Origin of the sequence: Ruegeria faecimaris (assembly GCF_900182615.1) — a bacterium.
Taxonomy (GTDB): domain Bacteria; phylum Pseudomonadota; class Alphaproteobacteria; order Rhodobacterales; family Rhodobacteraceae; genus Ruegeria; species Ruegeria faecimaris.
The window spans coordinates 1,172,699-1,191,279 of record NZ_FXTE01000001.1 but is presented as its reverse complement, the minus strand read 5'-3'; the positions used below and the strand labels follow the sequence as shown (position 1 = coordinate 1,191,279).

Sequence of the window (18,581 nt, the reverse complement as noted above, 5' to 3'; positions counted from 1 at the left end):
CTATCAAACCAGCAGATCGAATTGGTTGATCAACGGCAAGCTGCGGGCGCGCTTGCCGGTAAGGTCGAACAGGGCGTTGCCAAGTGCTGGCATCGACGGAGGCGTCCCCGGCTCGCCCACACCACCCAGATGGCGATTGGTTTCCAGAATGCGGACCTCGGTCACCGGGGCATTATGCATCCGCAGCGCGTCATAGTCGGGGAAGTTATATTGCTCGACCTCACCGTCGGCGAAGGTGATCTCGCCCATCACGGCTGCTGACAGGCCATAGATCATGCCACCGAACATCTGCGCTTCGACCGTTCCCGGATCCAAAGCAAGACCCACATCGCAGGCAATCCACGCCTTTGCGATGCGAATGGTGCCGTCCTCATCGACCACCTCGATCACCTGCGCTACCGGGGTGCCAAAGCTGTAGGTCATTGCTACGCCACGACCAACACCGGCAGGCGTTTCACCCGTCCAACCTGACATTTCCTTGACGGCTTGCAGGACCGCAGCTGAGGGCGCGTGCTCGGTTTGGGCCAGCTCAAGTCGGAATTCCAGCGGATCGCGACCGGCGACCAGGGCCAGCTCGTCCATGAATGTCTCGTGGAAGAACCCGTTATGGCTGTTGCCGACAGAGCGCCAGAACCCCACAGGTACATCCAGATCGGCGATGTGGCCGCTGACGCGGTAGTTCGGCACGGCATAGGGCTGGTTAAAAAGACCTTCGACCAGGACCTTGTCGGGGCCAGCGCCGGGCAGGCCCGATATGCGTTCCACGGCCTGTTGCGTGCAGGATTGCGATGCAACTCTGGCGTCGATCAAAACCGCCTTGCCGTCTTTGACTGCGCCACGCATCCGCGCCAGTGCACCGGGTCGGTAGAAGTCATGGCGCATGTCCTCCTCGCGGCTCCAGGTGGTCTGGACCGGAGTATTGGGCATGGCCATGGCAACTTTGGTTGCGATTTCGATGAAATCCAGCTCTCCACGACGACCAAATCCGCCCCCAAGATAGGTGGTGTGAATCTCGACCGCTTCTTTATCCAGATTCGCCGTGTTTGCAGCGCGGGTCAGAAGGAAAGTCGGCGCCTGGTTGCCACACCACAGCTCGAGCCTGGAACCAGTGAACAGCGCGGTGGCGTTCATGGGCTCCATCGTGGAATGCGCCAGATAGGGTACCTGATATTCAGCGGTGATTTCGGTGGCCCCTTCGGGCAAGGTTTCAACATCGCCATCGTCACGCATGGTCGAATTTGGCGAGTCGTCAAACGCCTCGGCAATTTTTGCGAATATACCGTCAGTATCCGGCGGGTATGGGGCGTCGGCCCAATCGACGTCTATGGCCTCAACCGCTTGAATGGCCAGCCAGGTGTTATTGGCAATAATCGCCACGCCGTTGCCCAGATCGACCACCTTTTCCACGCCGGGCATGGATTCCGCAGCGCTGGCGTCAAAGCCGTTCATCGCACCGCCTAGTTTCGGGTTCATCCGGACCGAGGCGAATTTCAGACCTTCGGGGCGCACGTCGATGCCAAACTCGGCCGTGCCCGTGGATTTTCCAACCATGTCGACTCGTGGCAGATTCTGTCCCAGCAAACGCCAGTCTGAGGGATCGCGCAGCTCGACCTGCATGGGCTCGATCTGTCCGGCGGCCTCAGCCAGTTCGGTATAGGGAATGCGCGTCCCGTCCGGCGCGATCACGGCGCCGTTTTCGGTCTTCAACTGGTCACGCCCCACGCCCAGACGATCAGCAGCGGCTTGTTTCAGTGTTTCGCGGGCGGTGGCCCCTGCCTCGCGCATACGTTCGAACCCGTCGCGCATCGAGGTCGATCCGCCGGTGACCTGCAGGCTGACAACCTTGCCCAGAACGCCTAGCGATTGTGCTAGATTGTGCTGGAAGTTCGAGATGTCATATCCCTTGTTCGGCAGGCTCTCACCCAAAATGGCCGAGTTGTAATAGGCGGCTGCCGCAGGCCCGTGAAGGACCCGGATATCGTCCAATTCGACGTCCAGCTCTTCGGCAATCAGGGCTACCCAAGTGGTCATTACGCCCTGTCCCATCTCGGCACGTGGCGCGAACAGGGTTACGCCCTGCTGATCAATCAGGATGAACGGGCTAAGCGCGGTTTCCCCATCGCCAGGCTTCAGCGGGTTGGCTGCCGGGCGGCTGACATAATAGGCGCCAAACGCGACGCCGCCAACAATGGCGGCTGAGCCGATAAGAAACGTGCGGCGAAGAATTTTTCCTACGGAAGCCATCGCTTATGCCTCCTTCAGTCTGGAGGCTGCGTCATGGATCGCGGCACGGATACGGGGATAGGTGCCGCAGCGGCACAGATTGCCCTGCATCGCATCGTCTATGTCCTGATCCGTGGGGCTGGGGTTCTCGGCCAATAGCGCGGCGGCTTGCATGACCTGACCCGATTGGCAATAACCGCATTGCGCAACCTGATGGTCAACCCAGGCCTGCTGTATCTTGGCCATCGCATCCGGGCTGCCCAGACCTTCGATTGTGGTGACGTCACCCCAGACATCGGACAAGGCAACCTGGCAAGAGCGCACGGCTTCTCCGTCTATATGAACGGTACAGGCGCCGCATGCCGCAACCCCGCAGCCAAACTTGGTGCCGGTCAGTCCGATCTCGTCGCGCAGAACCCATAAAAGGGGGACATCCTCGGGTAGATCGACCTTATATGACGTCCCATTTATCTTTAAGCTGGCCGTCATAGCTGCGTCTCCCTCTTGGCATTTAGTGACGTTCTGACATAAATGGGTGTGAGTGTCAGAGTGTCAACTGACAAATTGAGTGAAAAGTGTCAAAAGGTTCAGATGAGAGATTTCGTGCTAGACGCAAAGTGCCTTGCCATACTGGATTCGGCGCGTAAGGCATTCGCGGCTTACGGCTTTAAAAAGACGTCGATGGATGAAATCGCAAAGGGCGTGGGGATCTCGCGCCCGGCATTGTATCTGTATTTCGACAACAAAGAGGCGATCCTGCGCAGACTCACCGAGTTGCACTATGAGGAGAAGATCGAAGCCGTTGCGAAAGCCCTGCAGGCAGACGGCTCGGTTTCGCAGATCATCGGCCAGGCAATCCACGTGCAGACCGATGGTATGGCTCAGATCATGTCCTCTCCACACGGGATGGAACTGTTAGATGCAGGAAAGTCGCTGGCCTCGGATATCATCACGCAGGGCGAGGCCCGGCTGCAATCTTTATATACCGGGTGGCTACAGAAAGAAGCGTCGAATGATCGTGCCCGTTTGTTTGATGGCGCAAGAGAAACTGCGGAGACCATTGCCTCTGCGCTGCGGGGAAACAAAATCAGCGCGACGGATTTTCAAGAATTTGACCGGATGAACTCGAACCTTGCCGCCATGATTGGTGCAGCGTTGGAAATCAGGTAACCCGCTGTCTGACTTTGTATTCCGGTGCGTCCCATAACCGGTTGGTCATGATGTCGGCCAGAATGTCCACCGCTCCGTTTACATCCTGCTCATCGATATAAAGCGGGGTGAACCCAAAGCGCATGATATCCGGGGCGCGGAAATCACCGATCACGCCGCGCGCGATCAAGGCCTGTATTGCGGCATAGCCATCGGCGAAACGGAATGAAACCTGACTGCCACGCTGCGCAGGGTCGCGGGGGCTGGCCAGTTTCAGGTTAGGGCAGGTGGCCTCGACGCCCGAAATAAACAGCTCGGTCAGTTCGATTGACTTGGCGCGCACGTCTTTGATGTTGGCCATGTCCCAGATGTCCATCGCCGCAGACAGCGCGGTCATCTGGATGATCGGAGGTGTGCCGACACGCATCCGCTCGATACCCTGCCCGGGGCGGTAATCCAGATCGAACGTGAACGGGGCTTCATGGCCCAGCCACCCGGATAATGCAGGGCGCACGCGATCCGCATGGCGGGGCGCCACATAGATGAACGCCGGCGCGCCGGGGCCTCCGTTCAGATACTTATAGCTGCAGCCAACGGCAAAATCCGCTTTGCAACTGGACAGCTCAACCGGGATCGCCCCTGCGGAATGGGCCAAATCCCAAACGGTTATTGTGCCGTTCGCATGAGCCTGTTCCGTCAGCGCCTTCATGTCATGGATCCGGCCAGACCGGTAATCGACCTCGGTCAGCATCAGAACCGCGACGTCTTTGGTGATGTTTTCGGCAACATCCTCGGGTGCGACCACCCGTAATTCGTATTCCGATCCGAGTGAACGCAGCAGACCGTCGACCATATAAAGGTCCGAAGGGAAATTGCCGTTATCAGACAGCACAACCTTGCGGTCGGGGCAAAGCTCCAGCGCCGAGGCAACAGCCTGATAGACCTTGATCGACAGGGTATCGCCGGTCACGATGGTACCCGGTTCCGCACCGATCAACCGTCCGATACGGTCGCCAAGCCCGGTCGGTAGCCCCATCCACCCGGCCTTGTTCCAACCGGTGATCAGCATTTGACCCCATTCGTGTGTCATCATTCCACTCACCCGCTCGGCGGCAGCACGTGGCAATGGGCCAAGCGAGTTGCCGTCCAGATAAATGGTTCCATTCGGCAGATCGAACATGGCTTTGGTTGCAGCGAAATCAGTCATGGAGGTCCTGTGCAGAATTCTGACAAATGTCTGACTAAAGGGCTATCTGATCAGTTCTGCCGTGTCTACGCGTTCGGCCGAAAATGCACAGATGCGACCAACTGTGGTTTTGCTTTCGTGGATGCAAAGCGGTACATACCCCGACAAATGCGACATCCATACCGCAGGATCAGAGGAACAAGCATGAAGCGCAAACTCGACATTCCGCCCGCTTGGTTGGTGGCCTTTGCTGTTCTCGCCTGGCTGCAGGCGAACTATGCGTCCTTCGGCCTGTCGCTGGCCAGCGGGTTTACCGACCTGCTCAGCGGCCTTCTGATCGGGGGCGGCGTCGTTCTTGTCGTGCTGGCGATTGCCGAGTTTCGTCGACATCGAACAACTGTCCTGCCGCATGAAACTCCATCGAGTCTGGTTCAAACAGGTATCTTCAAGCGCAGCCGCAATCCGATCTACGTTGGCGATGTACTTATTCTGGCCGGCTTGATTCTGCGTTTCGACGCGGTGCTGTCCTTGGTGTTGATGCCTGTTTTTGTCTGGATTTTGGAACGCAGGTTTATTGTGCCGGAAGAAAACCGTATGCGCCGTGCCTTTCGCACGGATTTCGCCAGATATGAAAGGCAAACCCGCCGCTGGATCTGATGTGGACGGGATTTTACACGACGTAACAATGCTGCGCTTGCGAAATAATCTTGCGCAGTTAAAACTGGTTCTTCAGATAGAATGCCAACTATCCTTGCGAACTGACCGAAAATTAGGGGGACGCGCCGTTGAAGATTGGAACGCCAAAGGAAACATTTGACGGTGAGAACCGGGTCGCGATGACTCCGGATTCAGCCCGTCAACTGCAAAAGCTCGGGTATGAGTGCCTGATCGAGAAAGGGGCCGGCGCTGCGGCCGGGTTCTCGGACGCCACATATAAAGAGGCGGGTGTCGAGGTTATCGGAACCGCGGCGGCGCTGTGGAAAGCCGCCGACATCGTCGCCAAGGTACGTCAGCCAAATGAAACCGAGCTGAAGCGTCTTGCCAAGGGCAAGACATTGATCTCGTTCTTCAACCCCGCAGGGAATGAAAAGGGCATGGAGGCCGCCAAGTCCAAGGGCGCCAACGTGATCGCCATGGAAATGGTGCCGCGTATCAGTCGTGCCCAGAAGATGGACGCTCTGTCGTCGATGGCCAACATAGCGGGCTACCGCGCGGTGATCGAAGCGGGTAACAACTTTGGCCGGTTCTTCACCGGTCAGGTGACGGCTGCTGGTAAAGTACCGCCTGCCAAGGTTCTGATCGTAGGTGCCGGTGTGGCCGGTCTGGCCGCCATTGGCACCTCGACCTCTCTGGGTGCGATCACCTATGCGTTCGACGTACGCCCCGAAGTGGCGGAGCAGGTTGAATCCATGGGCGCCGAATTCGTCTATCTGGACTTCGAAGAAGACCAGCAGGACGGCGCGGCAACCGGCGGTTACGCGAGTGTTCAGTCCGATGAATTCCGCGAGGCACAGCTGGCCAAGTTCCGCGAGCTTGCTCCGGAAATGGACATCGTGATCACCACCGCGTTGATCCCCAACCGCGAAGCGCCCGAGCTTTGGACCAAGGACATGGTCGAAGCGATGAAACCGGGTTCGGTGATCGTGGACCTTGCGGCGGAAAAAGGCGGCAACTGCAAGCTGACCGTTGCTGACGAGAAGATCGTGACCGATAATGGCGTGACCATCATCGGCTATACCGATTTCCCAAGCCGGATGGCGGCACAGTCTTCGTCGCTTTACGCAACCAACATCCGTCACATGATGACAGACCTGACGCCTGAAAAGGACGGTCAGATCAACCATGACATGGAAGACGACGTGATCCGCGGCGCAACCGTGACGCATGAAGGTGAAATCACCTTCCCGCCACCGCCGCCGAAAGTTCAGGCGATTGCCGCTCAGAAAAAGCCTGAGGTCAGGGAGCTGACCCCGGAGGAGAAAAAGGCGCAGGAAGTTGCGGCCTTCAAGGCGCAAACCAAACAGCAGTTCACCTTGCTGGGTATCGGCGGTGCGCTAATGCTGTTGATCGGTCTGATTGCTCCGGCCAGCTTCATGCAGCACTTCATCGTCTTTGTGCTGGCGATCTTCGTGGGATTCCAGGTGATCTGGGGCGTCGCGCACAGCCTGCACACACCGCTTATGGCGATTACCAACGCGATCTCGTCCATCATCATCGTTGGCGCAGTGATGCAGATCGGATCCGGGTCGTTCCTGGTTATTCTGCTGGCGGCTCTGTCCGTATTCATGGCCGGGATCAACATCTTCGGTGGCTTCCTCGTAACTCGGCGCATGCTTGCCATGTTCCAGAAATCTTAAGGAGGCCGGGCACATGGATTATGGCTTCACCACTGCCGCCTACGTTGTTGCGGCTGTTCTGTTCATCCTCTCGCTTGGCGGCCTGTCGAACCAGGAAAGCGCCAAGCGCGCTGTCTGGTATGGCATCGTCGGTATGGCGCTGGCGGTTTTCGCTACGCTGGTCGGCCCCGGTTCGGGCTTGTGGCTGCTGTCACTGCTGCTGATCATAGGTGGTGGTCTGATCGGTCAATATGTGGCGCGGCGCGTCCAGATGACCGAGATGCCACAGCTTGTGGCTGCGATGCATTCGCTGGTTGGTTTGGCGGCTGTGTTCGTGGGTTTCAACGCGCATTTTGAAATCAAGAATGTCGCCGAAGTTTTTGCGGTTGTTGATGCCGCCAAAGACGTCGACCTTTCCGACCTGGGCGCGTTTGCCAAGCTGATCGCCAAGAAGACAGCGGCAGAGCTGGCAATCCTGCACGTGGAACTGTTCCTGGGCATCTTCATCGGCGCAATCACCTTTACCGGTTCGGTCGTGGCTTATGGCAAGCTGGCTGGCAAGGTTACATCGACGGCAACCAAACTGCCCGGTGGTCACGCGCTGAATGCGTCTGCGGCGGGGCTCTCGCTGATCTGTCTGGTTTGGTACACGTCCACGGGCGGATTCCTGCCCCTGTTCCTGATGACGCTGGCCGCCTTGTTTATTGGTTATCACCTGATCATGGGCATCGGCGGTGCCGACATGCCGGTGGTTGTGTCGATGCTGAACAGCTATTCAGGCTGGGCGGCTGCGGCCATCGGCTTTTCGTTGGGCAACGACCTGCTGATCGTGGTCGGTGCGCTTGTGGGCTCGTCCGGTGCGATCCTCTCCTACATCATGTGTAAGGCGATGAACCGGCACTTTGTCAGTGTGATCCTGGGTGGCTTTGGTGGTCCGCAAGGTGAGCAGATGGCTGTCGAAGGCGAGCAGATTGCAATCGAGGCCGACGGTGTTGCCGCAGCCCTGAATGACGCCGACAGCGTGGTGATCATTCCGGGCTATGGCATGGCCGTCGCGCAGGCACAGCAATCGGTGTCCGAACTGGTTCGCAAGCTGCGGGCGCAGGGCAAGAATGTGCGCTTTGCGATCCACCCGGTTGCCGGTCGTTTGCCGGGCCACATGAACGTTCTGCTGGCCGAAGCCAAGGTGCCGTATGACATCGTTCTGGAAATGGACGAGATCAACGAGGACTTCCCGGAAACGGATGTTGCCATCGTCATCGGTTCGAACGACATCGTGAACCCTGCAGCGCAGGAAGACCCCAACAGCCCGATCGCCGGTATGCCGGTTCTGGAATGCTGGAAGGCCAAGCAGGTGTTCGTGTCCAAACGTGGTCAGGGTACGGGGTATTCGGGTATCGAAAATCCGCTGTTCTTCAAAGAGAACACCCGCATGTTCTATGGCGACGCGAAACAGTCGCTGGACAAGCTGCTGCCGATGATCGATTGATCTAAAGCCTTAACCAAAATGCAAAGGGCGCCTTCGGGCGCCCTTTTCTTGTTTGTCATGTTGGGGGCTTTGCCCCCAAGCCTCCAGGAAATTTCTGGCCAGATGAGGCGGACGGAATGTGGTATCCTTGGGCTATTAAAGAGAGACTAGGAGGTGCCCCATGGAAAAGGTCAACGGCATAGGTGGCGTGTTTTTTCGCGCCAGAGATCCGGAAGCGCTGCGGGATTGGTACGAGACCCATCTTGGCGTTCATCATTACGATCCCGTCCCCTGGAAACAGCGCGAAGGCTATACGGTCTTTGCCCCGTTTGCGCAGGACACCGATTATTTTGGCCGCGCCGAGCAGCAGTGGATGATCAATTTTCGGGTTGACGATCTGTCTGCCATGACGACCCAGTTGCAAGCCGCAGGCATTGCCGTCGAGACCAATCCGGAATGGGATAGCGAGGTTGGAAAATTCGCACGTATTCACGACCCTGAGGGCAACCCAATCGAACTGTGGCAGCCAAATCAATGACATAAGGGGTTTGTATACCGTAGTATCCATGTAAGCTATTGAAATAAAAAGATAATTGATGTATTTTTGAACTGTCGTATAGTGCGCCGGACAACGCCGGAGCATTCAATGACGCCGATCGACGATCATCCACTGCGCTATTCGCTGGCCAACGAGCTGCATGCGCGCCCGTTTCCCGTGGCCTCGACGCCATGCACCGTTGCGTTTTTGGCCATCAAGAAACCCGTGGCGGCGGTTGCGCGGGACCGGAGCGAAGACATAGCCCATCTGGTCAATCTTCTGGACCGTCACGGTGCGCAGCACCCGCAGCCGGACGCGACGCATTACGCGGGTCAGATCGGCCGTCACTGGCTCAAGTGGGAGCAGCACACGGAATTTGTGACCTATACGGCGATCACCCGGAATGTCAGTGACCGGGCCTTCAACCCCGCTGATTTTGAGGCTTTCCCACCTGATTGGCTGATGGCCAGCCCGGGCCAGAGGATAACCTCGGCCATGGTTCGGGTGACTGAAAGACCAGATGATGAGGCGGTAAAAGCCGCGCTGGCCGAATGGTTCGAACCCGAAAGCCTTGCGGTTGCGCGCGTGCTGGATGATGCTGCGATTTGTGCCAGTGACTTTCGGATTGATCCGGCTGGGCATATGCGGTTCGCGCTCTTCGTGACCAAGGGAACAGGACAGCGCCGAACCGGGCGCATCATCCAGCGCCTGTGCGAGATCGAAACCTACAAGGCCATGTCCATGTTGGGCTTTGCTCGCATCAAGCAACTGATGCCGAAAATCGGAGAGCTGGATGGAAAGCTGACCCGGCTAATGGGGCAGATGACAGATAACTCGGCGCATCCTGACGAACTACTGCCGGATCTGCTGTCTACATCCATCGAATTGGAAACGCTTTCTGCCCGATGCGCATTTCGCTTTGGGGCTACCGGGGCCTATGAGGCCATCGTGAACCAACGGATCGAGGTATTGCGCGAGGAAAGGTTCGAGGGCCGTCAGTCCTTTGCCGATTTCATGATGCGCAGGTATGAGCCCGCAATTCGGACAGTGAAAGCCACGGAAAGTCGGCTGCAGACCTTGTCCGACCGGGCGATCCGGGGGGGTGAGTTGCTGCGGACCCGGGTAGATGTGGAACGCAGCGCCCAGAATCAGGCCTTGCTGGAAAGTATGGACCGCCGTGCTGATCTGGCCCTGAGGTTGCAGCACACAGTCGAGGGGCTTTCCGTGGTGGCGATTAGCTATTATGCGGTCTCACTGGCCAGCTATCTGTTGTACCCGTTGACCGCCACCGGGATCAGCAAGGGGATGCTGACCGCGGCGGCAACCTTGCCGGTTGTCCTGTGTGTCTGGCTGGGTATCAGGCATATACGAAAGCGGTTGGCCTAATCCGCGTTTGCTAAACCTTCCCTAGGCTGTAGAACTGACAGGGGCGGGCGCGGAGCAAAGGAAAATACGTGATCGGGATTATGGCCGCTTGGCGGGCCGTGGCGGCCATGTTCATTTTGAACGGCGCTTTGTTCGGGATCTGGGCCTCGCGTATTCCCGCAGTCAGGGATCACCTGGACCTGTCGCACGAAGCGCTTGGCTACGGCTTGCTGTTCATGGCGGCTGGGGCTGTGTGTTCGTTCCCGGTTACCGGACGTCTGACAGATCGGTTCGGGGCTGTGGTGATCACACGGATCATCGCCATTCTTTATACCGCCTCCCTTATTCTGCTGGCCTTTGCCGGAAGCTTTTGGGCGCTGGCGTTTTTCCTGTTCGTATTCGGGGCCTTCCACGGCTCGATGGATGTGGCGATGAACGCCTGGGCCGCCGAGGTTGAGCGCGCCTATGACAGGCCCGTCATGTCGTCGTTCCACGCCATGTGGAGCTTGGGGGCGGGTTTGGGCGCGTTGAGCGGATTTGGCGCGGTGCAAGCGGACCTGACGGTGATGCAGCACTTTTTGCTGGCCGGTGGCCTCGTGGTTGGGCTGACATTGGCCCTGTCCCGGGTGCAGTGGAATTCGCGCCGTGTTGCGCCCTCGGGCGGGGCGGTTTTTGCCCTCCCGTCGGGTGGGTTGATACTTGTCGGGTTCTTTGCCCTGTGCGGGGCGTTGGGTGAAGGGGCCGTCGCAGATTGGAGCGCGATCTTCCTGCGGGATGTGACCGGTGCGCCCGAAAGTGTCGCGGCGCTGGGATTTGCGGTGTTTTCGGTCACGATGGTCGCCTTCCGTCTTGCAGGCGGCGTCGTGATCGCGCGGTTCGGACCAACCGCAACGGCCCGTTTCGGAGGGGTATGCGCCGCCTTGGGGGTGCTGGCTGTGGTCTCGGCCGATGGCCCCGGGATTGCTCTGGTTGGGTTTGGACTGATGGGGCTTGGATATGCAGTGATCATGCCGGTTGCGTTCAGCAGGGCGGCAAATGATCCGCATGTCCCGCCTGGTCAAGCCATCGCCAGCGTGGCCACATTAGGGTATGGCGGGTTGTTGATTGGCCCGCCCCTTATTGGGTTTCTGGCAGAGATGCTTACATTGCGTCTTGCATTCATGGCCTTGCTGCCGCTGGCTGTTTTCATTGTCCTGTTATCCGGCGCGTTGCGTCCCGGTGACAGCGACGAACGATGATTTTGGGAGATACACATGCCGATCAAAAACCGGTTCGCAGAACTGCAGAGTGAAATCACGGAATGGCGGCGTGATATCCACCAAAATCCAGAGATCCTGTTTGAAACCCATCGCACCAGTGCGCTGGTGGCGGAAAAGCTGAAAGAGTTCGGCTGCGATGAGGTGGTCACCGGAATTGGCCGAACGGGCGTGGTGGGTGTGATCAAGGGCAAGGCGGACACGGGCGGCAAGGTTATCGGTTTGCGCGCCGATATGGATGCGCTGCCGATCCATGAGACGACCGGATTGGACTATGCCTCGAATACCGATGGGGCGATGCACGCCTGCGGCCATGATGGTCATACTGCGATGTTGTTGGGGGCGGCGAAATACCTTTCGGAAACGCGGAATTTTGACGGGACAGTGGTGGTCATTTTCCAACCTGCCGAAGAAGGCGGCGGCGGTGGTCGTGAGATGTGTGAAGACGGGATGATGGATCGCTGGGGCATTCAGGAAGTATACGGAATGCATAACTGGCCCGGCCGTCCGGTGGGCAGTTTCGCCATCCGTCCTGGCGCGTTTTTCGCAGCTACTGATCAGTTCGACATCGTTTTCGAAGGCAAAGGCGGCCACGCAGCCAAGCCGCATGAAACCGTGGATACAACGGTGATGGCGGCGCAGGCGGTTCTGGCGCTCCAGACCATCGCGGCGCGAAACGCTGACCCGGTGGATCAGGTGGTTGTTTCGGTGACCTCGTTCGAAACCTCTTCAACTGCATTCAACGTGATCCCTCAGACTGTAAAGCTGCGAGGTACGGTCCGTACAATGAGCCGGGACATGCGGGATATGGCCGAAAAGCGCGTGACCGAGATCTGCACCGGAGTGGCCGCCACATTCGGAGGAGCGGTTGAGGTGACCTATTACCGGGGCTACCCGGTGATGGTGAACAGTGATGATCAAACCGATTTCGCAGCGCGGGTGGCGCGGTCCGTCTCAGGCGATTGTGACCAGGCACCGCTGATCATGGGCGGCGAGGATTTCGCCTTTATGCTCGAAGAGCGTCCGGGCGCCTATATTTTGGTGGGTAATGGGGACACCGCAGCAGTTCACCATCCCGAATATAACTTCAACGATGAGGCTATCCCTGCAGGATGCAGCTGGTGGGCCGAAATCGTGGAGCAAAGGATGCCAGCGGCGTGATCCCAAGGGGCAGGCAGGTGCTCTGCCCCTAAACGCCGGTGGTCTTCAGGCCAAGCCGGTCGCACAGGGTCTCGACAATGGAATCGAGCGCGGATTTCTGCGTGTTGACGCAGGATTTCGCGGCAGCGCGCGCTGCATTCAGCGCGGCCTGATCGGTGAGCCAAATCGTGACCGCGTTTGTCAGGTCTTGCGCAGAGTTCACCTCAATCGCGCCACCGGTTTCGATGAGCGGCGCGAAGGTTTCGGCAAAGTTGAAGTATCCGGGACCGGTTATTACCGCCGCCCCAGCCTGCGCGGGTTCGAACGGGTTATGGCCGCCGATCTCGTGCAGCGAACCGCCCAGAAATACGATTGGGCACAGCGCATACCACGTGCCCGTCTCGCCCAGTGTGTCGGCAACATAGACCTGTGTTTCAGTTTCGATCCGCCCCTCCGATGTTCGGAAAACTGCGGATTGACCGGCCTGTTTCAACAGCGCGGCCACATCCTGTCTGCGTTCGGGGTGGCGCGGGATCAACAACAGCAGCAGGTCGGGCCAACGTTCCAGCAATTTTGCATGGGCAGCCAGAACGATTTCTTCTTCTCCGGCATGGGTCGAGCTGGCGATCCACACAGGACGCCCTGCAATCTGGGTCTGAATATCTTCCAACACAGAATTATCGACCGGAAGCGGATCGGACATCGCTTTGAGGTTGGTTCCCGGTTGCACGCGGTCCGCCACAGCCCCCATGTCCACCAGATTAGCGGCGGTTTTGCCATTCTGGGTCAGGAACAGGCTGAAATTGTCCAAAATGAATCGTGCGGTTTGTGGACGTTTTTTCCAACCTTCGACGGATTTATCTGAAAGGCGCGCATTCAACAGGGCCAGAGGGATTCCCCGTCCAGCCGCGTCAACGATCAGGCGTGGCCAGATTTCGCTTTCGACAAATACTCCGGCTTCGGGGCGCCAGTGATCCAGAAATCGCCGGACCGGCCCTGCGGTGTCCAGCGGCGGATACTGGTGTCGCGTACGGGGTGGCATCCGTTTTTCGATCAGCGCCGCCGAAGTTGGGGTGCCCGAGGTAACCAGGAACTGGGCATCCGGCAGGCGTTCACCCAGCCGTTTGATCAGGCTGATGACCGACAGGGTTTCCCCCACACTTGCAGCGTGGAACCAGATCAATCGGCCCTTGGGGCGTGGTAGGCTGGCATGGCCGAGCCTTTCATGCTGGCGAATTGTCGGGACATCTGCCGCCAGGAGTTTCTTGCGCACGGTGCGCCAAGCCAAAGGTGCAGCAACGGCGGTCAGGCTGCAATACAAACGGTAAAGCAGCGTCGGCTGGCCAGAGGGGGCGGTCATGTCAGCCGCCCGTATGGCTCATATGGCGGCTCATCTTGCCGTCGACCGCCTGGCGGGAATAGTCGAAATCGTGGCCTTTGGGCTTAAGATTTATCGCCGCGCGGATGGCCTGTTCCAGCGGCGCCTCGGTATCGAGATGATCCCGCAGGGGGGCACGTAGATCGGCCATGTCTTCTTGGCCCAGACACATGTACAATTCACCCGTACAGGTCAGGCGGACGCGATTGCAGCTTTCGCAGAAATTATGCGACAGCGGTGTGATAAAGCCGATCTTCTGGCCCGTTTCTTCAAGCCGCGCATATCGCGCCGGGCCACCGGTGCGTTCTGCCAGATCGGAGACGGTATAGTGGCTTTCGTATTCCTTGCGGACATCCTTGAGCGACCAGTACTGATCCAGACGGTTCTCGTTCCCGATATCGCCCATCGGCATCACCTCGATCCAGGTCAGATCCATGTCGCGCTCAGCGCACCATTGGGTGATTGTTGGAAGCTCGGCCTCGTTGAAGCCTTTCAGGGCCACGGCGTTGATCTTGACCCGCAGGCCAGCCTTTTGGGCCGTGTCAATTCCGTTCAGAACCTGTTTCAACCGGCCCCAACGGGTGATCTGGCTGAATTTCTCGTCATCCAACGTGTCCAGCGACACATTCACCCGGCGCACGCCCGCCGCATAGAGATCGTCAGCAAAGCGGTGCAGTTGCGAGCCATTGGTTGTCAGCGTCAGCTCTTTCAACGCGCCGCTGTCCAGATGCCGGGTCATGGCATTGAAGAATGACATGATGTTTCGGCGGACCAGCGGCTCGCCCCCGGTGATGCGCAGCTTTTCCACGCCCATCTTCACGAAGGTCGTGCACATACGGTCCAGCTCTTCCAGCGTCAGCAGGTCCTTTTTCGGCAGGAACTTCATGTCTTCGGACATGCAGTAAACACAGCGAAAATCACAGCGATCCGTAACGGAGACGCGGAGATAGGTGATGGCACGTGCGAACGGGTCGATAAGCGGAGCTGTCATGAGTCATACGTAAAGCGGCGACTGGCCTGCGACAAGCCTGAACTGTGCTTTGTGCTGGCACAGTCCTGTGAGGGGGGCTAAGTTCAGGCCATGAAATACACTCTGCTGACTATTTGTATCCTTGTTGCGGGCTGTGACACTGTCCGCTCGACAACTGATCGGGTTTTCGGTCGCGACAAACCTGCGGCTGAACCAGAGGTCGCCGCGGAAGCTGACGTCACCGAATCCGTTCCGGTCCCCGCAACCGCCGCTGGTTGGGTTGGCGCCAAGACCACCATTGCCAGCTTGGGTGATCCGACAACGCCTGGACGCTGGATGGAAACGCCTTTGGTCGAGACAGAGTTCACAGGACGTGTTGTTGTGCCCAGAACAGGGGCGCAGGCCTATATCACGCTGGTCCCGGCCCGTGGGCCCGAAAGCGGCGGCAGCAGGCTGTCGCTGGATGCAATGCGGGCGCTGCTTTTGCCTTATGACGAACTTGTCGAGCTGGAAGTTTATTCCAACTGACCTTTCAGATATTTGCCAGCTTCACGCCGGGCAAAGGGCTTCATGGCCGCACTATGGTCGCGCAGAAAGTTAACCACTCGGTCCGCGTCATGTTTCGACAGCTCGCGCAGCCACCATGCGATTGCTTTCTGGATGAACCAGTCACGGTCGGGCACATAGCCCGCTGCCCAGCCAAGAATACGGTCGCGCCGGTTCAGGTCTTCTGGCTTGGGGTGGTTCTGCTTGGTCCAGGGCAGGGTGGCCACCAGCGCGGCGCGCCGTGTCCACATGTGGTCTGACGCTGTCCAGCTTTCGACCTGATCCAACCGCGCCGGGTCCGCAGACAAGCGTTTCTGCATCGCCATACAGGCGTGATCTGCCACCGCCCAGGCGTCGAAATCCGGCAACCAGCTTTGCAGCAGGTCCCAAGCAGCCTCATCGGGGCGGATACGGGCTTGGGTCAGCAACTTGGCTGCGGCAAGACGGCCCTCGTGGATATCGGTCTGCCAGAGGGCGTCAGCCAGATCCACCCGCGCAGCAACGTCCAGTTCCTGTCGCCATAGTTTGGTCAGATCGTTCAGAACCGGATTTGCAACACCCAGATAGAGGCGTTCGACCTTGTGATAAGCCGCCATCTGCACGGCGCGCTCGGGGTCGGCATGGGCCCGGATCTGGTCAAGATAGGTGACGGGGGTCATTGGTCCGCAGCGCGTGTTGGCTTGCCGTCGATCGTCTGATGGTTCCGCTCAACCCAATAATCTCGGATATCGTCATCGGACTTACCGTCGACCCATTTCTGCATCGTGTCCCGTTCGGACAGGTATTCCATGAACGGTACGGCATACCCGCAAGAGGTCTGAACCATGTCAATCGCAAGGTCATAGATCTGGCGGGCGCTGCGGTGGTCGGGAAACAGCCCGGCCAATGCGTCCCAGCCCTCGTCCCCGGCATGCAATGTACGCGCGGTGCTATAGGTCCGCAGGATCAGCGGGCGTGTGGTGAAGGAACACCACATGAGGGTCATGCGATTGACCTCCAGCAAATGCCCGGCGGTTTCATTGCCACTGCCGGTCAGGTTCATCCAGACAATCCGATTGGGCCCCATTACCCGCAGCGAGTCCATCCCTTTGGGAGAGATATTGACCCGTCCTTCATGTCCGGCGGTGCCGACGAAGAACAGATGCTGATCCTCGATAAACTTGCAATGGGCGTCATCCAGCGCCGGAAATTGCTTGGACATGCGTCACTCCACCGTTACGGATTTCGCCAGATTGCGCGGCTGGTCCACATCCGTGCCCTTGGCCACCGCCGTATGATAGGCCAGCAACTGAGCGGGCACCGAATAGAGGATCGGCGCAAGGCTGGGGTGCACATGCGGCATGCGGATCGTGCTCCAGACCCCGTCTTCCGCCTCGGCGATGCCGTCATCATCGGACACCAGGATGACTTTACCCTTGCGTGCCATGACCTCTTGCATATTCGACACGGTTTTGTCGAACACCGTGTCTCGCGGGGCCAGAACCACCACGGGCATGTGTTTGTCGATCAGGGCAATGGGGCCGTGCTTTAGCTCACCCGAAGCATAACCTTCGGCATGGATATAGCTGATTTCCTTGAGTTTCAGCGCCCCTTCCATCGCCAGCGGGTACATCAGGCCGCGTCCCAGAAACAGAACATCGCGCGCCTCGGACAAGCGCTGGGCGGATTTCCTGATGGCCCGGTTCTGATCCAACGCGGTGTTCAGCACCGAAGGCAGCCCGCGCAACGCGGCGGCGTGATCGGCAAGTTCCTCGTCGCTCAACGTGCCACGGTCCGCGGCAGCCTTGAGCGCCAGCATCAGCAACACGCTCAGCTGACAGGTGAAGGCTTTGGTCGAGGCGACGCCTATCTCAACCCCGGCATGGATCGGCAGGGCGATGTCGCTTTCACGTGCGATCGAGCTTTCTGGAACATTGACGACTGAGACGACCTTGTCCGCTTTGCCGTCGCAATACCGCAGGGCGGCCAGCGTGTCGGCGGTTTCACCCGATTGGCTGACAAACAGCGCCATAGTGCGTTCCGGGATCGGAGGTTCACGATAGCGAAATTCGCTGGCGATATCGACTTCGACCGGTATTCTGGCAAGTTGCTCGAACCAGTATTTGGCGGTCAAACAGGCGTAGAAAGCAGTCCCGCAAGCGACCATCGTCAGACGGTCCAGCTTGGTGAAATCCAGATCCCCCGGCAGAACGACCTGATCCCCGGCAGAGGGCAGGTAGGACCGGATCGCCTCGGCAACCACAATCGGCTGTTCCGCGATTTCCTTGGCCATGAAATGCTTGTGCCCGGCCTTGTCGGCGCGGCTGTGATCCACTTTGATCTTGCGGGTTTCGCGATTGGCAAGCTCACCTGCTTCGTTGCGGATTTCCAGCGATGTGCGGGTCACAACCGCACGGTCACCTTCTTCCAGATAGGTGATGCGATCCGTCAGCGGCGCTAGCGCGATGGCGTCCGAGCCGACAAACATCTCTCCGTCCCCGTGCCCGATTGCCAGTGGCGAGCCTTTGCGCGCGGCCACGATCAGGTCATCTTCGCCGTCAAACAGAAAGGCCAAGGCAAATGCGCCGACCAGCCGGTCGATGGTTTTATAGGCGGCTTCAACCGGGGGCAGCCCTGATTTGAGGTAATGTTCAGCCATCAGGGCGACGGTTTCCGTATCGGTTTCGGTTTCGAACCCGATCCCGTGTTCCGCCAGCTCTGTCCGCAGCTCTCGATAGTTTTCAACGATGCCGTTGTGAACAACGGCAACCGGCCCGGCCCGGTGGGGATGCGCATTCGAAACTGTCGGCGCGCCATGGGTGGCCCAGCGGGTATGGCCGATACCGGATTTACCCGGAAGCGGGTCATGCACCAGCAGGTCGCTGAGGTTTACCAGCTTGCCTACAGCCCGACGCCGACCCAGGGATCCGCCATTGACCGTAGCAATGCCTGCACTGTCATACCCCCTGTATTCCAGCCGTTTTAGGGCCTCGACCAGGATGGGGGCAGCTTCGTGCTTGCCCAATACGCCTACAATCCCACACATC

General features: G+C 58.7%; 17 protein-coding genes. 9 read left to right on the top strand and 8 right to left on the bottom strand.

The window, feature by feature from the left end:
* Window positions 1–3: 3 nt before the first annotated feature.
* Together FN806_RS05915 and FN806_RS05910 are read right to left on the bottom strand one after the other, a co-directional pair.
* Window positions 4–2,244, bottom strand: a complete 2,241-nt coding sequence (locus tag FN806_RS05915) for a xanthine dehydrogenase family protein molybdopterin-binding subunit (protein ID WP_142634957.1) — start codon at window positions 2,242–2,244, stop codon at window positions 4–6.
* 3 nt (window positions 2,245–2,247) lie between these two features.
* A complete protein-coding gene (locus tag FN806_RS05910; protein WP_142634955.1) occupies window positions 2,248–2,712 on the bottom strand; it encodes a (2Fe-2S)-binding protein in 465 nt (154 codons plus the stop codon).
* A gap of 114 nt (window positions 2,713–2,826) precedes the next feature.
* Here FN806_RS05910 and FN806_RS05905 point away from each other — a divergent pair, with 114 nt between their 5' ends.
* On the top strand, window positions 2,827–3,393 hold the full coding sequence (locus FN806_RS05905) for a TetR/AcrR family transcriptional regulator (RefSeq protein WP_246097152.1): 567 nt from the start codon (window positions 2,827–2,829) through the stop codon (window positions 3,391–3,393).
* Here the strand turns inward: FN806_RS05905 and kynU are convergent.
* Window positions 3,386–4,579: a kynureninase gene (gene kynU, locus FN806_RS05900; RefSeq protein ID WP_142634951.1), complete on the bottom strand. Its 1,194-nt coding sequence runs from the start codon at window positions 4,577–4,579 to the stop codon at window positions 3,386–3,388. The genes FN806_RS05905 and kynU overlap by 8 nt on opposite strands.
* Window positions 4,580–4,762: 183 nt before the next feature.
* Between kynU and FN806_RS05895 the strand changes: the two genes are divergently transcribed.
* The 7 genes from FN806_RS05895 (at window position 4,763) to FN806_RS05865 (ending at window position 12,682) form a co-directional block, all read left to right on the top strand.
* Window positions 4,763–5,215: a methyltransferase family protein gene (locus FN806_RS05895; protein WP_142634949.1), complete on the top strand. Its 453-nt coding sequence runs from the start codon at window positions 4,763–4,765 to the stop codon at window positions 5,213–5,215.
* A gap of 128 nt (window positions 5,216–5,343) precedes the next feature.
* Window positions 5,344–6,915, top strand: coding sequence for a Re/Si-specific NAD(P)(+) transhydrogenase subunit alpha (locus FN806_RS05890; RefSeq protein ID WP_142634946.1), 1,572 nt, complete (start codon window positions 5,344–5,346; stop codon window positions 6,913–6,915).
* A 13-nt stretch (window positions 6,916–6,928) separates the two neighbouring features.
* A complete protein-coding gene (locus FN806_RS05885) occupies window positions 6,929–8,383 on the top strand; it encodes an NAD(P)(+) transhydrogenase (Re/Si-specific) subunit beta (RefSeq protein WP_142634944.1) in 1,455 nt (484 codons plus the stop codon).
* Window positions 8,384–8,543: 160 nt separating this feature from the next.
* A complete protein-coding gene (locus FN806_RS05880; protein WP_142634943.1) occupies window positions 8,544–8,900 on the top strand; it encodes a VOC family protein in 357 nt (118 codons plus the stop codon).
* Window positions 8,901–9,008: 108 nt separating this feature from the next.
* Complete coding sequence (locus tag FN806_RS05875) at window positions 9,009–10,286, top strand: DUF3422 family protein (RefSeq protein WP_142634941.1); 1,278 nt, start codon at window positions 9,009–9,011, stop codon at window positions 10,284–10,286.
* 68 nt (window positions 10,287–10,354) lie between these two features.
* Window positions 10,355–11,503: an MFS transporter gene (locus FN806_RS05870; RefSeq protein ID WP_142634939.1), complete on the top strand. Its 1,149-nt coding sequence runs from the start codon at window positions 10,355–10,357 to the stop codon at window positions 11,501–11,503.
* Between the two features lie 15 nt (window positions 11,504–11,518).
* Window positions 11,519–12,682 (top strand): M20 aminoacylase family protein, encoded by a 1,164-nt coding sequence (locus FN806_RS05865; RefSeq protein WP_142634937.1) that lies wholly within the window; start codon window positions 11,519–11,521, stop codon window positions 12,680–12,682.
* 28 nt (window positions 12,683–12,710) lie between these two features.
* On the opposite strand, the gene FN806_RS05860 is transcribed toward FN806_RS05865, so the two are convergent.
* Both FN806_RS05860 and moaA read right to left on the bottom strand, forming a co-directional pair.
* On the bottom strand, window positions 12,711–14,021 hold the full coding sequence (locus tag FN806_RS05860; RefSeq protein ID WP_142634935.1) for a 3-deoxy-D-manno-octulosonic acid transferase: 1,311 nt from the start codon (window positions 14,019–14,021) through the stop codon (window positions 12,711–12,713).
* Between the two features lies 1 nt (window position 14,022).
* Window positions 14,023–15,030: a GTP 3',8-cyclase MoaA gene (gene moaA, locus FN806_RS05855; RefSeq protein ID WP_142634932.1), complete on the bottom strand. Its 1,008-nt coding sequence runs from the start codon at window positions 15,028–15,030 to the stop codon at window positions 14,023–14,025.
* A 90-nt stretch (window positions 15,031–15,120) separates the two neighbouring features.
* On the opposite strand from moaA, the gene FN806_RS05850 reads away from it, so the two are divergent.
* On the top strand, window positions 15,121–15,537 hold the full coding sequence (locus tag FN806_RS05850; RefSeq protein WP_142634930.1) for a hypothetical protein: 417 nt from the start codon (window positions 15,121–15,123) through the stop codon (window positions 15,535–15,537).
* Here FN806_RS05850 and FN806_RS05845 read toward each other — a convergent pair.
* Genes FN806_RS05845 through glmS form a run of 3 tightly spaced genes read right to left on the bottom strand, consistent with a single transcriptional unit; the run spans window position 15,525 to window position 18,580 of the window.
* Window positions 15,525–16,214: a DNA alkylation repair protein gene (locus tag FN806_RS05845; RefSeq protein WP_142634928.1), complete on the bottom strand. Its 690-nt coding sequence runs from the start codon at window positions 16,212–16,214 to the stop codon at window positions 15,525–15,527. The genes FN806_RS05850 and FN806_RS05845 overlap by 13 nt on opposite strands.
* Window positions 16,211–16,756, bottom strand: coding sequence for a pyridoxamine 5'-phosphate oxidase family protein (locus FN806_RS05840; protein ID WP_142634926.1), 546 nt, complete (start codon window positions 16,754–16,756; stop codon window positions 16,211–16,213). Before FN806_RS05840 ends, FN806_RS05845 begins: the two co-directional genes overlap by 4 nt.
* Window positions 16,757–16,759: 3 nt before the next feature.
* Window positions 16,760–18,580, bottom strand: a complete 1,821-nt coding sequence (gene glmS, locus FN806_RS05835; RefSeq protein WP_142634924.1) for a glutamine--fructose-6-phosphate transaminase (isomerizing) — start codon at window positions 18,578–18,580, stop codon at window positions 16,760–16,762.
* Window position 18,581: the final 1 nt, after the last annotated feature.